Annotated in this window: 14 protein-coding genes; 10 read left to right on the top strand and 4 right to left on the bottom strand. The window is 29.6% G+C overall.

What is annotated here, in order from left to right; all coding sequences use genetic code 11:
- Positions 1–273: 273 nt before the first annotated feature.
- From Tmeso_RS04945 to Tmeso_RS04925, 5 genes are all read left to right on the top strand, one after another.
- Complete coding sequence (locus tag Tmeso_RS04945) at positions 274–732, top strand: YbaK/EbsC family protein (RefSeq protein ID WP_099188854.1); 459 nt, start codon at positions 274–276, stop codon at positions 730–732.
- A gap of 156 nt (positions 733–888) precedes the next feature.
- Positions 889–1971 carry an RNA ligase RtcB family protein gene (locus Tmeso_RS04940; protein ID WP_099188853.1) on the top strand — a complete coding sequence of 361 codons (1083 nt, stop codon included), beginning with the start codon at positions 889–891 and terminating at the stop codon, positions 1969–1971.
- A 161-nt stretch (positions 1972–2132) separates the two neighbouring features.
- A complete protein-coding gene (locus tag Tmeso_RS04935) occupies positions 2133–2522 on the top strand; it encodes a hypothetical protein (RefSeq protein WP_099188852.1) in 390 nt (129 codons plus the stop codon).
- Between the two features lie 142 nt (positions 2523–2664).
- Positions 2665–3783, top strand: coding sequence for an MGDG synthase family glycosyltransferase (locus Tmeso_RS04930; protein WP_187296227.1), 1119 nt, complete (start codon positions 2665–2667; stop codon positions 3781–3783).
- A 122-nt stretch (positions 3784–3905) separates the two neighbouring features.
- Positions 3906–4913, top strand: coding sequence for a lysylphosphatidylglycerol synthase transmembrane domain-containing protein (locus tag Tmeso_RS04925; RefSeq protein ID WP_187296226.1), 1008 nt, complete (start codon positions 3906–3908; stop codon positions 4911–4913).
- A gap of 83 nt (positions 4914–4996) precedes the next feature.
- On the opposite strand, the gene Tmeso_RS16340 is transcribed toward Tmeso_RS04925, so the two are convergent.
- The 4 genes from Tmeso_RS16340 to Tmeso_RS04910 form a co-directional block, all read right to left on the bottom strand.
- Entirely contained in the window at positions 4997–5137 is a 141-nt protein-coding gene (locus Tmeso_RS16340) for a hypothetical protein (RefSeq protein WP_187296231.1), read from the bottom strand.
- 350 nt (positions 5138–5487) lie between these two features.
- Complete coding sequence (locus Tmeso_RS04920) at positions 5488–6270, bottom strand: M48 family metallopeptidase (protein WP_099188849.1); 783 nt, start codon at positions 6268–6270, stop codon at positions 5488–5490.
- A 31-nt stretch (positions 6271–6301) separates the two neighbouring features.
- The gene (locus tag Tmeso_RS04915) at positions 6302–6838 is read right to left on the bottom strand and encodes a metalloprotease family protein (protein ID WP_099188848.1); all 537 of its coding nucleotides are present in this window, start codon (positions 6836–6838) and stop codon (positions 6302–6304) included.
- 13 nt (positions 6839–6851) lie between these two features.
- Positions 6852–7868, bottom strand: a complete 1017-nt coding sequence (locus Tmeso_RS04910; protein WP_099188847.1) for a tetratricopeptide repeat protein — start codon at positions 7866–7868, stop codon at positions 6852–6854.
- 399 nt (positions 7869–8267) lie between these two features.
- Here Tmeso_RS04910 and Tmeso_RS16335 point away from each other — a divergent pair, with 399 nt between their 5' ends.
- From Tmeso_RS16335 to carB, 5 genes are all read left to right on the top strand, one after another.
- A complete protein-coding gene (locus tag Tmeso_RS16335; RefSeq protein ID WP_187296225.1) occupies positions 8268–8429 on the top strand; it encodes a hypothetical protein in 162 nt (53 codons plus the stop codon).
- 55 nt (positions 8430–8484) lie between these two features.
- Positions 8485–9765: a dihydroorotase gene (locus tag Tmeso_RS04905; protein ID WP_099188846.1), complete on the top strand. Its 1281-nt coding sequence runs from the start codon at positions 8485–8487 to the stop codon at positions 9763–9765.
- A complete protein-coding gene (pyrF, locus tag Tmeso_RS04900) occupies positions 9766–10692 on the top strand; it encodes an orotidine-5'-phosphate decarboxylase (protein WP_099188845.1) in 927 nt (308 codons plus the stop codon).
- A 16-nt stretch (positions 10693–10708) separates the two neighbouring features.
- Entirely contained in the window at positions 10709–11782 is a 1074-nt protein-coding gene (gene carA, locus Tmeso_RS04895; RefSeq protein ID WP_099188844.1) for a glutamine-hydrolyzing carbamoyl-phosphate synthase small subunit, read from the top strand.
- An 85-nt stretch (positions 11783–11867) separates the two neighbouring features.
- Positions 11868–15077 carry a carbamoyl-phosphate synthase large subunit gene (carB, locus tag Tmeso_RS04890; protein ID WP_099188843.1) on the top strand — a complete coding sequence of 1070 codons (3210 nt, stop codon included), beginning with the start codon at positions 11868–11870 and terminating at the stop codon, positions 15075–15077.
- Position 15078 lies beyond the last annotated feature (1 nt).

Genomic DNA, 15078 nt, shown 5'->3' with positions numbered 1-15078 from the left:
TTAATATTTACAATGCTGCAATAAAAGGTGAACCTATTAATAAAATTTTTGAAACTCTGAAAATTGCATAGGAATTCCGTTAGCTATGTAACTGTAAAAAATTTCAAGCAAAACTGCACTATTATAGTAAATTAAATGAATTGGGAATAAATGAATTTGAATTTATTGTAAAATTATAAATAAATTGTATCCTTATACTGTTTTATGTTATATAATTTGTTTTAATAAATTATTTTTAATGTTTATACTAGGTATTAAAAGGAGTTGATTGAAATGTCTTTAGAGAATGTTAGAGCTTTTTTAAAAGAAAATGATTTGAAATTTGAGGTATTTGAAATGCAGAAAAGTACGGCGACAGTGGAGTTAGCAGCTAAAGCACATGGAGTATCCCCTGAACTTATTGCAAAAACTATAGCAGTCAAATTAAAAGATAGAAGTATTCTTATAGTTACTAAAGGTGATGCAAAGATAGATAACAGAAAGTATAAGGATGAGTTTAAAACAAAGTGCACGATGTTAAAGTCTGATGAAGTTCTAGATATAACGGGACATCCAGTTGGTGGAGTATGTCCGTTTGGATTAAAAAATCCATTAGATATATATTTAGATATTTCTATTAGGGATTTTGATTATGTATATCCTGCTGCAGGGTCAGTCAATTCATCTATAAAGATTAAGCCTAGTGAATTAGAGGAAATAACTGAGGGGATATGGGTTGATGTATGTAAATAAAAATTATTGAAAAATATGATAGAATGATTGTATAAATATATTGAAAGGATGTGGTTAATATGATGTTATTAAAATATGAGGTGAGAGAATATATCTAGATTATAGTATTTATTCTCTTGCCATAGGATACGATAATATGGAGGAGAGAATATAAAAATGATAAAAATAGTTAAAAGTGAGAAATCATGGATAGAAAGTAATGCTGTAGATCAGCTTGAAAAAATAGCAACACGCAAAGGAATAATCAAAGCGGTAGGGCTTCCTGATTTACATGCTGGGAAGACTCCGGTTGGAGCAAGTTATATGACTAAGGATATTATATATCCTCATATAATTGGAAATGATATTGGATGCGGTATAGGACTATTTTCTACCGGATTAAAGAAAAATAAATTCAAAATAGATAAGTCTATGAAAAAATTAGAAAAATTAAGTTGTATTGAAAATATAGATGATTTTATCGGAGATACTGATTTTCCTTTTAAAGAAAAATTAGGAACAATAGGATCTGGTAACCATTTTGCTGAGTTTGAAGAAATTGATAAAGTATACGATGAAAAAGCCTTAAATAAAATAGGAATAAATAAGAATGAGATATATTTATTAGTTCACAGTGGTTCAAGAAAATATGGTGAATATATATTGAATAAATATATTAAGGAATATTCTTGTCAAAATGGGTTAAAGATAGGTACTGACTCTTCTAATGAATATTTAAGTGAGCATGATAAGGCAGTTCGATTTGCAAATTTGAATAGAGAAATAATAGCTCGTAAAGTTTCGGGATGTGTAAACGCAAAAGAAAATAAAAAGCTTTTAGATAGCGTTCACAATAGTATAACTCAAAAGAAAATAGATAATCAGATATATTATATACACAGAAAAGGAGCAGCTCCGTCTGATGTAGGTTATATTGTTATAGCTGGAAGTAGAGGAAGTAACTCTTATATAGTAAAGCCAGTGGATAATCTTTTTGATTATTGCTTTTCTATATCACATGGAGCAGGACGAAAGTGGAGTAGATTTGGATGTAAGGAGAAGCTTGAAAAAGTTTATTCTAAGAAATATGTTAGACAAAATAATATGAAGTGCAATTTAATATATAGTGATAAAAATATAATATATGAAGAAGCTCCAGAGGCTTATAAAAATATAGACAGAGTAATAGAAGATATGCTAGATGAAAATATGATTGAAGTTGTAGCAAGTTTAAAGCCATTGATAACTTATAAAAGATAATTTCTTTTACGATTATATAAAATAACTCCATCTTATTATGGAGTTGTTTTGTTTTGCTTCTATGATTATAGCAAAATATTATTGCATATTGGATATATTATATATATACTTGAAAAGCGTATAAACGGAAATTAAATAAATAATTAAGTGGAGGTACAAGAATGATTAAAGCTTATGTATTAGGAATTACAACTTATTACGAGGGAGAAGATATTGAAATTAAGATTAGTATTTTTAAAGATGAGGAATCTTTACTTAAACAATCATATTTCAAACAATATAGAAAACCAGCAGTTGTAGAACACGTAGCTCTCTTAGATACTCTAAAGAGATTAGAGCCATACAAGGGAGATGATATAACAATTATTATTAATAATCCATCTTTATATGAGCAAATTAAAGGAACTTCAACATTAAAAAATGAAGAAGCGTTAAAAATGACAAACGAAGTTAATGAAAGACTAAAAGAATTTGGAAATTCTATTAATATTAAAAATGTTAGTAATGATAAAGTGGGATTAATAGAATGGAAAGATATATTAGAAGGTTAAGGATAAAAAATAATAAATATATGTAATGGGAAGAGGATGAATTATTTATCCTCTTTTATTGTGGATTAAATGTAAATTTATTGAAGTGTTTTTGCACTATTATAGTAGATAAGTTATAATTTAATTAGAAAGGATGATTAAAATGAATAGAGATGATATCTTGATATTGACAGCGAACTTCGGTTCAGGACATCTTAGTGTAGCTGATGCGATTAAACAACAATTAAAAATATATGATGACAATTTAAATATAAAAGTTGTAGATGTGATTGAAATATGTAGCCCTCATTTAACTGATGAAGTTTATAAGGCTTATGAAATTTTAGTGAAAAATACTCAAGATATATACAATTACTTTTATAAAATAAAGTCTAACAATCAAACTATTATGGACAAAATAATATATAAGATGTATTTATCCAAAATGGCTAAATATATACAAGAAATAAATCCTAAAATTATAATATCTACTTTTCCTATGTGCTCAGGATTTGTGTCTATGTATAAGGAAAAGTATAAAAGTGAAATTCCTCTTATAACTTGTATAACAGACATAGTAGACAATTCAGAGTGGATTTATCCAAATACTAATAAATACATGGTTGCAACGGATGTTATAAAGTTAAAACTTGAAGATAAGGGTATAGCTTCAAACAGTATCGAAGTAACGGGTATACCAGTTAGGAAAAAATTTTTAGTTGAATATAAATGCGATATAAGAAAGAAGTATGGCATAAAAAATTCTGAGTTTGTAATACTGATGATGGGTGGGGGATTAGGTCTTTTACCAAAAGATGATGAAATTTATAATTATCTCGATAATCTTGACAATGTCAAAACTGTAGTTATAACTGGTAACAATAAAGAAAAATTTAATTATTTAACTGAAAAAATGAAATTGAAAAATACTATAGTCAAAGGATTCATTGATGAAGTAGCAGAACTTATGAATAGTGCTGATTTACTTATAACAAAACCAGGTGGTGTTAGTACATTTGAAGCTATACATTCTGAAATTCCAATGTTAATCAATGAGCCTACTTTAGGTCAAGAAATAGAAAATGCAAATTTTATAGAGAATACTGGAATAGGTATGATTGTTAGAAATTCTACTCAACTAAAGAATATGATTGAAAAATTGTTATTAAGTTATGAATTAAGAAATGAATTGAAAGAAAATATAAAATTAATTAAGAATCAATTAAATTTAGATATGATAACAAACTATATTGAAAAAATCAACGAAAAACATATTGTATAGTTAGGCACTCTTTAAAATACAAGAATACTTAGGTAAGGTTCAATATATTAACATAATCCAAAATTATACTCTGTCACTTAATAGAGTGTAATTTTGTACTATTTGACAAGGAGAGAATGCTTATGAAAAAGAAGCTTAATTATATGATTGTATTGTCATTAATAGTTGCTACAGGGTGGGTAATAGCATACAATAATGACATTTCAAAATTTCCCCACATTATATCAAAAATTAATAAATTGTATTTTGGTATGGCAATGTTATGTATGGTTTTTAACTGGATATTTGGTAGTCTCCTTTTAAAAAATGTTTCTAGTATGGTAAATTCTAAATTGAAATTTACGAATGCTTTAAATATAAATTTGATAGGTGAATATTATAGCTGTATAACTCCATTTTCTAGCGGAGGACAGCCTGCACAGGTATATTATATGCATAAAGAAAATATATCTGTTGGAAAGTCTACATCTATACTTATGATGAAGTTCATAATATATCAAACAGTTATAACTATGTACTCTATAATAATGTTTATAGCTAGATGGAATTATATATCAACGAATTTAGGCATGGCATTGCCTTTTATATGCACGGGAATAATTATAAATGCTGTAGTAATAGGTGTTATTTTTATGCTATTTTTAAATGATAATATCATCAAAAGTATATTAAACTTAATACTGCAACTTATAAGCAGATTTAGAGATATGAGCAGGTATGAAAAAAAAATAAATCATATTTTAGATGAATATACAACTAGTATAGATAAATTAAAAGAAGATATATATACAACTATAAAACTTTCTATTATAGCTATATTTCAAGGCACATGTTATTTTGGAATAACGTATTTCGTATATATGGCACTTGGATTAAATCAAACATCTGCAATAAATATTATAGCTATTCAATCTCTACTATATATGGCGGTTTCTTTTATACCAACACCGGGAACACTTGGAGCATCAGAAGGGGCTTTTCATATATTCTTTAGTTTTTTATTTACAAATGGATTAGTAGTGTATGCTATGCTTTTATGGAGAATAATAAGCTATTATTCATGTATCGTAGTCGGAGGACTAGTTACGCTTTTAGTTCATTTAAAAGACTCAAAAAAAGCAATTGCATAAGGCAATTGCTCAGGCTGCTAATTAATACAAAAATGTATTACTTCTTTGTATTAATTAGCAAGATTTTAGAATTAAATGAATTCTTAATAGTTAAAAGTTGGAATCTCAGGAGCGTCATCTGGTACTCCAATTTCTTTTCTTGGTCTATCCTTACTTAGATGCCATTCATACCAACCACCATCGTATATAGTAATTTGAGATGATTTTACAATTAAGTTGTACATATATATATAAATCTAGAACTAGGTATGATGTTGAATAGATAAGACCAAGTGTTATTGCAGCTAGAGTAGTTTCTACTATATTAGAATATATTAAACTTGGAAAACTAGAGAAAGTTTTCATACATTGTTTATCACCTTCTAATTATAGAAATTCGTTTTAATCAATCCTATCAGGCAAATAATAACATTATATGTTATGAAATACAAAATATATAAAAAAATATATATTATTAATTGTATATAAAAAATTTATAATAAATATGAATTATGAGTTTGAAATAGAAAAAACACAACTGTACTAAATGAATATTCAATAAAGTAGACAATGTAAAAGTGAGCATAAAAACATTTTAGCATATTAATTCTTTTGATTTTTCATTTGTATTATCGTGATTTTGTATAGCTCCTAGATCTATTACATTTTTAACTCGTTTTGTTAGGTTGGGATGGGTAGAATTCACTTCATAAAGCCATGTAAAGAATCCAGCTTCATAAGATATCTGGTTGCAGTATTCGGTTATATTTATTTTTGTATATAATTTTTTACCGCAAGTTAGTGCTAAAAGTCCATCTATTGCTCCTGTTGGAATTAACTTAGTTGCAAAAGAGTCACATGTGTATTCACATGCTCTGGAATAAGCAGTATGTAAAAATGGTATAAAAGCTGAACCTAATATTAATGCATTTTTTGTCATATGATTTCTTTTAATATGAGTTAATTCATGACATATTATAAATTTTACAGCATCTTCACCTTTTTCATAGGCCATCTCTAATACATCTGAATAAATTACTACAAAATTTCTTCCTAAAAACTTAGTAGCAAAAGCATTCAATATACCTCCTGATTGGATAATATATACATCGGGGACTTGTTGTAGATTTAAAGTATTTGAAAAGTCTTTTATATAGCCATATACTTCTGGAAATTGTTTATTAGAGATTTTAACAGCATTTCCTTTTAAATTACCTATAAGTAGACCATGAAGTAAAAATGATAATATAAGTCCTGTTAATAAATAAACCAATCCTATTCCAATGGAACAGACTATAAAAAGAGCATAGCATATTAAGCTAAATATTAAAGAGATTATGAAATAAATATTTTCTTTTGAATTTACATATTCGGACACAAAATACCTCCTATTAATTAAAATATATTTTTTAGACTAACATGTGTATAAGTAGATAAGGAATAGACATAGCTAAAAATACACCATAGAAAAGATCAAGCCAAATCACACTTCCAAGAGAACAAATATACATAATTATAACTATTGGTAGAGCAAATAGTTTGCTGATTATAGGTGTTCTTTTATCCCATATGGCTTGCCACATATTTTTAGCATCTGCTGTACTTGGAAATGAATGCATTGCAATAGACACTCCAAGCCATACAAAGAAAAAGCTTAATTGATTAGAGTAGTCTTCAAATTTTATAATATCTATCGCGCCTGGTAGTGATATTAATGCACCTAAAATACTATTTACGAAGAATGGTCCAAGTGAAATCCAGATTTGTGCTCTTGGATTTTCTGGAACTTCATGAATAACATATCCTGATGGATTTGAAAACTTAAAATAGCAAACTTCAAAAACAGGTACTTTCATAAGTCTACAAAAAAGCTGATGTGCTAATTCATGAACTATAACTCCAGGAAAAGTAACTATGGATATTAAAAAGCCAGGTATAAAAAACATTTATATTTCACTCCTATTCATAATCTTTTATTTTTCCGCTTACTATATCTTTTACTCTATCAATATTATAGTAGTTATTTTCTTTGAGAATTTTAATATACTTATCTCTTTCGTTTTCATTTTTTAAATAATGGTTTGATATTGTAATTGCTTCTACAGAATCTAAATTATTTTTATCTATAGAATAGGCTATGTGTGCATTTTTAAGAGCTTCCTCATAATTATGTTCTTTAAGATTTATAAAACTTAAAGAAACATATGCAGGTGTATATTCTTTATTGAAGGTAAATGTTTCTTTTAATACTTCTTTAGCCTTTTCATAATCGCCTAATTCTGTATAACATGTTGCTTTTGGAATTTTGAAGAAGTAAATTTCTGGATTGATTGAGTAAGCTGTATCAAAAGCTGATATAGCTTTTTCGTATTCTTTGTTTGAGTAGAAGGCTGATCCAAGATAATAGTATGCTCCGCATATATTTTCATTTTCATTAGATTTAGTAAGCTTTTCAAGAGAACTAATTACTTGATCAATTGAAAGATTTTTATTTTGTAATATTTCTTCTATTCCATTTGTTATAAAGAAATTTTTTCCGTATAAATTAATTGCACTTTGGACTTCATTCAAGAGATCCTTATCGTAGTATTCAATTTTAAGAATTTCATCATAAGCTGTTTCTATTTCTTCTAAATTATCACCCTTAACTGATGCAATAAAAAGTCTACTTTTTAAGAGTTCAGATTCTGGAAATTGATCTAGAGCTTTTTTATATGAATTTTGAGCTGTTACATATTTAAGCTCTTTTTCTGCTTTTAAACCCCTTTCGTAGTTTACAGCTCCAATAAGAGAACTTTTGAAATGCATAAGACTAAATATCATAATAATAAGTACAATTACAGATAAAGCCTTTATCCATATAGGAATGGGATATTTAATATAGGCTTCTCTACAGTTTTTGCATAGATCTGTAGGGTGATTTTCAAGTGCTTCTTCTTCTTTACAATTGCAGCAAATAATTTTTTCTTCTGTCAAAATAACTCCTCCTTTTGTAATTTTATAAATTTACCAATCCAAAGTTTATATTAAATGTATAAAAATTACAATAAACCAATAGAACCATTTTATGGTATTAAAAGAGATATGTTGTCATGATATTGTGAAAAAAAATCTCTTTTTGTTCTATAGGGATTATATGGTTATATAAGTTACTGATAAAATTGATGAAAAAGCTATATTTTCAACTATTTTGAGCAACAGATCTCGTAGGAATCGTTGGTTACATGAGTCAGTGCGTAGCAACTAGACGAATTTTATATTTGACATATAAACAATATATGTGTTATCATTGTTAAAACAAAATAATACAAAAAAATCGACATACGCATGTCGACCTTTAAGTTGGTACGAGAGACCAGGAAGGGAGGAATCATGATGGGAGCCATCAGTGCGTGTTTTTATTATACAAAAAAACATGAGAATAAGAATAATTGTGTAAATTTCAAAGAATTATTGAATGTATTATGCTCAATAATAATTTTCACATTCCCTAAAATATGTAAGCAACAAACGGTTGTACCAAAGGTTGAGTTTTGAATTTTGGTATGCTTGTTTGTTGCTTTTTTTAATACCTAAAAAGGGAGAGGATTAAATGAAATTGTTGATTAAAAATGCAAGGGTTATAAATCCTAAAACAGATTTTGATAAAGTTACAGATGTTCTTATAGAAAATAGTATAGTAAAAAAAATACACGAAAATATAAATGAACAAGTTGATAGAAAAATAGATGCTAGTGGATATATATTATCACCAGGATTTGTAGATGTACATGTACATCTTAGAGAACCGGGCTTTGAATACAAGGAAGATATAAAAACTGGAACCTTAAGTGCTGCAAGAGGTGGATTTACTACTATATGTGCTATGCCAAATACTAATCCTGTTATAGATAGTGAAGACGTAGTTAGATATATAAAAGATAAGGCAAAAGAAGCTGTGGTGAATGTTGAAGTTATAGGAAGTATAACAAAGGGACAAAATGGAGAAGAGTTAATTGATATAGAAAATATGAAAAAATCTGGAATAATAGCTATAAGTGAAGATGGAAAGACGGTTAAAAACCCAGTTGTTTTAACTGAAGCTATGAAATTATCTAAAAAGTACGACCTACCTGTTTTATCACACTGTGAAGATGAAAACTTAGCTAAAGGTGGCGTTATGAACAAAGGTGAAAAATCTAAAAAATTAAATCTTAAAGGAATATCTAGTGAGTCTGAAGAGGTTGTAGTTCAAAGAGACATAGAGATTGCAAAAGAAGCCGGAGCTAAAATTCACATATGTCATATAAGCACTAAGGGAAGTGTTGAATTAGTAAGAAAAGCTAAAAAAGATAATATATATGTAACTTGTGAGGTTTGTCCACATCACTTCTCACTTACAGACGAGAGTGTAGAAATAGATAATGCGAATATGAAAATGAGTCCACCGTTAAGATCTAAAGAAGATGTCAAAGAGATAAAAAGAGGGTTAAAGGATGGGACTATAGATATTATAGCAACAGACCACGCACCTCATCATGAAACAGAAAAAAACTGTGGAGTTGAAAAAGCAGCAAATGGAATAGTAGGACTTGAAACTGCTCTATCTCTTGGAATAACTAACTTGGTAAAAGAAGATGTAATAAGTGTAAATAATCTTATAGAGAAGATGAGTTTAAATCCTGCAAAACTTATAAATATAGATAGAGGAAGTATAGAAGTAGGGAAAGTTGCTGATATAACTATCTTTAATGAAAATGAGGTTTACAAAATAGACTCGAGTAAATTCAAATCAAAATCAAAAAATACTCCATTTGACAAAATGAAAGTTTTCGGAAAAGTAAAGTATACGATAGTAAATGGAGAAATTGTATATGAGGGGGATGAAGATTAGATGATAGATAAGTTAATAGATAGAATAAAAGAGCTGAATAATCCAACTGTTGTAGGACTTGATCCTAGAGAAGATATTGTACCAGAATTTATAAAGAAAGAGTGTTATAGAAAGTATGGATGGACATTAAAGGGACTTGCAAATGCTTATTTTAAATTTAACTGTATGATAATAGATGAGATATATGATTTGGTTCCAGCTGTAAAACCTCAAATATCTATGTATGAGGAACTAGGACCTGATGGAATAGATTGTTTTATAAAAACTATAAAATATGCAAAAGAAAAAAATCTTATAGTAATAAGTGACATAAAAAGAGGGGATATAGCATCAACTGCAAAGAGCTATTCAAGAGGACATATAGGAAGAGTAAGTGTTGGTGGGAGCGAACATAAGGTATTCGATGCTGATTTTGTAACTATAAATGGATATATGGGATATGATGCGATAAGCCCTTATATTGAGAACTGTAAAGAACTAGATAAAGGAATATTTGTATTAGTAAAAACATCAAATCCTAACAGTGGAGATATACAAGATTTAAAAACTGAAGATGGAAGATATGTATACGAGCATATGGGAGAGCTTGTATCGAAATGGGGAGAAGAATTAATAGGTAAGTATGGATTTAGCAAAATAGGAGCAGTAGTAGGTGCAACTTATAAAGATCAGGGAAGAATACTTAGAGAGCAAAATCCTAATACATTCTTTCTAGTCCCTGGGTATGGAGCACAAGGTGCAACAGCTGAGGATTTAAAAGGATGCTTTAATAAAGATGGATTAGGAGCTTTGATAAATTCATCAAGAGGTATAATAGCAGCTTATAAAAAAGATGAGTATAAAGATAGATACAGTGAAGAAGAGTTCCATAAGGCTGCAAGAGAATCAGTAATTAAAATGAGAGAAGACTTATTGAGAGTACTTTAATTGGGAGGGGAAGAATATGAAAGGCTATTTAATACTAGAAAATAATGTTGTACTTGAAGGAAATTTATTTGGATATACACAAGAAACGGTAGGAGAGGTAGTATTTAATACTGGAATGACTGGATATCAAGAGGTTTTAACTGATCCATCTTATTACGGACAGATAGTAACAATGACGTATCCATTGATTGGGAATTATGGAATTAATATAGATGACTATGAATCAAAATCACCAAAGGTTAGAGGTTTTATAGTAAGAGAAAAATGTGATATGCCATCAAACTTTAGATGTGAATTCAATCTTGATGATTATCTTAAGCAAAACAAGATTGTTGCAATAGAAGGAATAGATACGAGATACCTTACTAAAATGATTAGAAATCAAGGAACTTTAAGAGGTATTATAACTAATAGAAAATTGAATGATGAGCAGTTAAAAAATACTATAAACTCATTTTCAAATGTAGATGCAGTTGAGAAAGTAACTACTAAAGAAGTAGTTAATCACTGTGATAAAGAAGGACTTAATATAGCGGCTATAGATTTTGGAATAAAGTCTAACATAATAAGATCTTTTAAAAAAAGAGATTGTAATATAACTGTATATCCAGCGTTTGTAGGTGCTGAAGAAATACTTGGAAAAAATTACGATGGAGTATTTCTATCTAACGGGCCTGGAGATCCAAAGGATTTAGTAAGTGTTATTGAAGAAATAAAAAAGATGATGGGTAAAATTCCTATAACGGGAATATGTCTTGGACATCAGCTCTTGGCACTAGCACTTGGAGGAGATACTGAAAAGCTTAAATTTGGACATAGAGGATGTAACCACCCTGTGAAAAATTTGCAAACAGAAAAAGTAATTATAACATCTCAAAATCATGGATATGTTGTTAGAGAAGAGACTTTACCTGAGAATGTAAAAATAACTCATGTAAATATGAATGATAACACAGTTGAGGGAATGAGAATTGATGGGATGAATATATACAGCATACAGTTCCATCCTGAGGCTTGCCCCGGACCATATGATGCAGCACCTATATTCGATGAATTCATAGATGTCTATATGAAGGCTAAAACTGTCTAATAAAGAGAAATACTTAGCTGAAAATATCAAGCTTAAATTTACAAACAAGTTTTAATTTTAAGTAGTTATTATGGGAGGTAAAATTATGCCAAGAAGAGATGATATAAAGAAAGTACTAGTTATAGGATCGGGACCAATAGTAATAGGGCAAGCAGCTGAGTTTGATTATTCAGGGACTCAGGCTTGTCAAACTTTAAGAGAAGAGGGAATAGAGACAGTACTTATAAACTCTAACCCTGCAACTATAATGACTGATAAGGAGATTGCAGACAAAGTTTATATAGAGCCGCTAACTTTAGAATTTGTAGAGAAAGTAATAATACAAGAAAAACCAGATAGTTTAATAGCAGGCATGGGAGGTCAAACGGGACTTAACTTAGCGGTTGAACTTCATGATAGTGGAATTTTAAAAAAGTATAATATAAAGGTTATAGGAACTTCTATAAAATCTATTAAAGATGGAGAAGATAGAGAATCTTTTAAGAAAATAATGGAATATATAAATCAACCATTGGTTCAAAGTGAGATAGTAACTACTATGGAGCACGGCGTAAAGTTTGCATCTCAAATAGGGTATCCAGTAGTTGTAAGACCTGCATATACATTAGGTGGTGCAGGTGGTGGAATAGCTGAGGATAAGGAAGAGTTGGAAGAAATTCTTGCAAGTGGACTTCAGTTAAGCCGTGTAGGGCAGGTTCTTCTAGAGAAAAGTATAAAAGGTTGGAAAGAGATTGAATATGAAGTAATGAGAGATAGTAAGGGTAACTGCATTACAGTATGTAATATGGAAAACATAGATCCTGTTGGAGTACATACGGGAGATTCAATAGTTGTAGCACCATCTCAAACTCTTACAGATGTAGAGTATCAGATGCTTAGAAAGGCTTCAATAGACATTATAAATACTATAGGAATAGAAGGTGGGTGTAACGTTCAGTTAGCACTTAATCCAGAAAGTTTTGATTATGTAGTAATAGAGATAAATCCAAGAGTTAGTCGTTCATCTGCTTTAGCATCAAAAGCTACAGGATATCCTATAGCAAAGGTTGCAACTAAGATAGCAATAGGATATGGACTTGATGAAATAGAAAATGCTGTAACTAAAAAGACTAAGGCATGCTTTGAGCCAACACTAGATTATTGTGTAGTAAAAATTCCTAAATGGCCTTTTGATAAATTTAGAAGAGCTAAGAAAACTCTTGGAACAAAGATGATGGCAACAGGAGAGGTAATGGCAATTGGAAACAATTTTGAATCGGCATTTTTAAAAGCTATAAGATCTCTTGAGATAGGGCAATATAGCTTAGAGCACAAGGCATCTTCAAATAGAAGTATTGAAGAATTAAAAAGAAGAGTTCAAATACCTGATGATGAGAGAATATTTGACTTAGCTGAAATGATAAGAAGAAATTATAAATTAGATATGATATGTAAGATAACTGGAATGGACAAATTCTTTGTGAACAAGATAAATAATATAGTGGATGAGGAGGAAAAGCTAAAGAAATCTAACCTAGAGGATATAACTAAGGATTGGATGAGAAAGCTTAAAATGAAAGGTTTTTCGGATAAAGCAATAGCTGACTTTACAAACTCGTCTCCTAAAGATGTATGTAACCTTAGAAAACTATATAAAATAGAAGCTGTGTACAAGATGGTTGATACTTGTGCAGGTGAGTTTGATGCTGTATCCCCATATTACTACTCAACTTATGATGAGCATGATGAGGTTGAAGTATCAGATAAGAAAAAAGTAATAGTTATAGGATCAGGACCTATAAGAATAGGACAGGGAATAGAGTTTGACTATTGTTCAGTTCATTCAATACTAGCTCTTAAAAAGCAGAATATAGAAACTATAATAGTTAACAATAATCCAGAAACAGTTAGTACGGATTTTGATACAGCTGATAAACTGTACTTTGAACCACTTACAGAAGAAGATGTGCTAAATATTATACAAAAAGAAAAACCTTACGGAGTAATACTTCAATTCGGAGGTCAAACAGCTATAAAGCTTGCTAAATTCTTAGATGATATGAATGTAAATGTACTTGGAACTAAGCCTGAGCAAATAGATGAGGCAGAGGATAGAGAAAAATTTGATGAAATAATGGAAAAGCTTCAAATAAATAGACCAAAGGGAAAAGCTGTATGGTCTGTTGATGAAGGAATAAAGGAAGCTTCAAATCTAGGATACCCACTGTTAGTTAGACCATCTTATGTACTAGGTGGACAGGGAATGGAGATAACTCACAATGAGAAAGAACTAAAGGGATATCTTGAAAATTCATTTGAGAGAGATCCTAAAAATCCTGTTTTAATAGATATGTATTTAACAGGAAAAGAGATAGAAGTAGATGCAATATGTGATGGAAATGATATATTAATACCTGGAATAATGGAACATCTTGAAAGAGCAGGAGTTCACTCTGGAGATTCTATATCTATATATCCAAGTCAAAATATAAGTGATGATATTAAAAAACAAATAGAAATAAAGACAAGAGAAATAGCAAAAGAGCTTAAGATAGTTGGAATGATAAACATACAGTATATAGAGTTCAAAGGGGAACTATATATCATAGAGGTAAATCCAAGATCATCAAGAACGGTACCGTATATTAGTAAAGTTGCAGGAGTTCCTATGATAGAACTTGCAACTAGAGCTATGCTTGGAGAAAAAATTCAAGATATGGGATTTGGAACAGGAATTTATAAGGAATCTAAGAAAATATCTGTGAAGGTTCCAGTATTCTCAACTCAAAAACTTCCAGATGTTGAGGTGAGTCTTGGACCTGAGATGAGATCAACTGGAGAAGTGTTAGGAATAGGTGAAACTTTTGTAGAAGCTTTATACAAAGGACTTATAGCTGCTGGAATTAATATACCAAACCAAAAATCTACAATACTTGCAACTATAAAACCTAGCGATAAAGAGGAATTTGTTGATATAGCTAAGCGTTTTGATAAAAAAGGATGTAAATTTATAGCAACTAGCAAAACTGCTGATGAACTTGAGAAAAATTCAATAGATGTTCAAAGAGCAAAAAAAATAAATGAAGGGGTACCTAACATATTGGACATTATAAGAAGTGGAATGGTGGATATGTTGATAAATACCCCAACTAAAGCAAATGATTCAACTCGTGATGGATTCAGAATGAGAAGAGCTGCTATAGAGACTTCTGTACCAGTGTTTACATCACTGGATACTGTAAAAGGAATACTAGATATAATGGAATCAGATATAAAAGTAGAAGATATGAAAGTATATAATATGGGGATAAAGTAGG

This window comes from Tepidibacter mesophilus, assembly GCF_002724055.1.
GTDB classification, from domain to species: domain Bacteria; phylum Bacillota; class Clostridia; order Peptostreptococcales; family Peptostreptococcaceae; genus Tepidibacter_A; species Tepidibacter_A mesophilus.
Note: the sequence above shows the minus strand (reverse complement) of the source record. Positions and strands in the feature narration are given on the sequence as shown.

Excerpts from the sequence above, each read along its gene's own strand:
- Tmeso_RS04945 (WP_099188854.1), top strand. The coding sequence starts at position 274 with ATGTCTTTAGAGAATGTTAGAGCTTTTTTAAAAGAAAATGATTTGAAA.
- Tmeso_RS04915 (WP_099188848.1), bottom strand. The coding sequence starts at position 6,838 with ATGTTTTTTATACCTGGCTTTTTAATATCCATAGTTACTTTTCCTGGA.
- Tmeso_RS04935 (WP_099188852.1), top strand. The coding sequence starts at position 2,133 with ATGATTAAAGCTTATGTATTAGGAATTACAACTTATTACGAGGGAGAA.
- Tmeso_RS04905 (WP_099188846.1), top strand. The coding sequence starts at position 8,485 with ATGAAATTGTTGATTAAAAATGCAAGGGTTATAAATCCTAAAACAGAT.
- carA (WP_099188844.1), top strand. The coding sequence starts at position 10,709 with ATGAAAGGCTATTTAATACTAGAAAATAATGTTGTACTTGAAGGAAAT.
- Tmeso_RS04925 (WP_187296226.1), top strand. The coding sequence starts at position 3,906 with ATGAAAAAGAAGCTTAATTATATGATTGTATTGTCATTAATAGTTGCT.
- Tmeso_RS16340 (WP_187296231.1), bottom strand. The coding sequence starts at position 5,137 with ATGTACAACTTAATTGTAAAATCATCTCAAATTACTATATACGATGGT.
- Tmeso_RS04930 (WP_187296227.1), top strand. The coding sequence starts at position 2,665 with ATGAATAGAGATGATATCTTGATATTGACAGCGAACTTCGGTTCAGGA.
- Tmeso_RS16335 (WP_187296225.1), top strand. The coding sequence starts at position 8,268 with ATGGGAGCCATCAGTGCGTGTTTTTATTATACAAAAAAACATGAGAAT.
- Tmeso_RS04940 (WP_099188853.1), top strand. The coding sequence starts at position 889 with ATGATAAAAATAGTTAAAAGTGAGAAATCATGGATAGAAAGTAATGCT.
- pyrF (WP_099188845.1), top strand. The coding sequence starts at position 9,766 with ATGATAGATAAGTTAATAGATAGAATAAAAGAGCTGAATAATCCAACT.
- carB (WP_099188843.1), top strand. The coding sequence starts at position 11,868 with ATGCCAAGAAGAGATGATATAAAGAAAGTACTAGTTATAGGATCGGGA.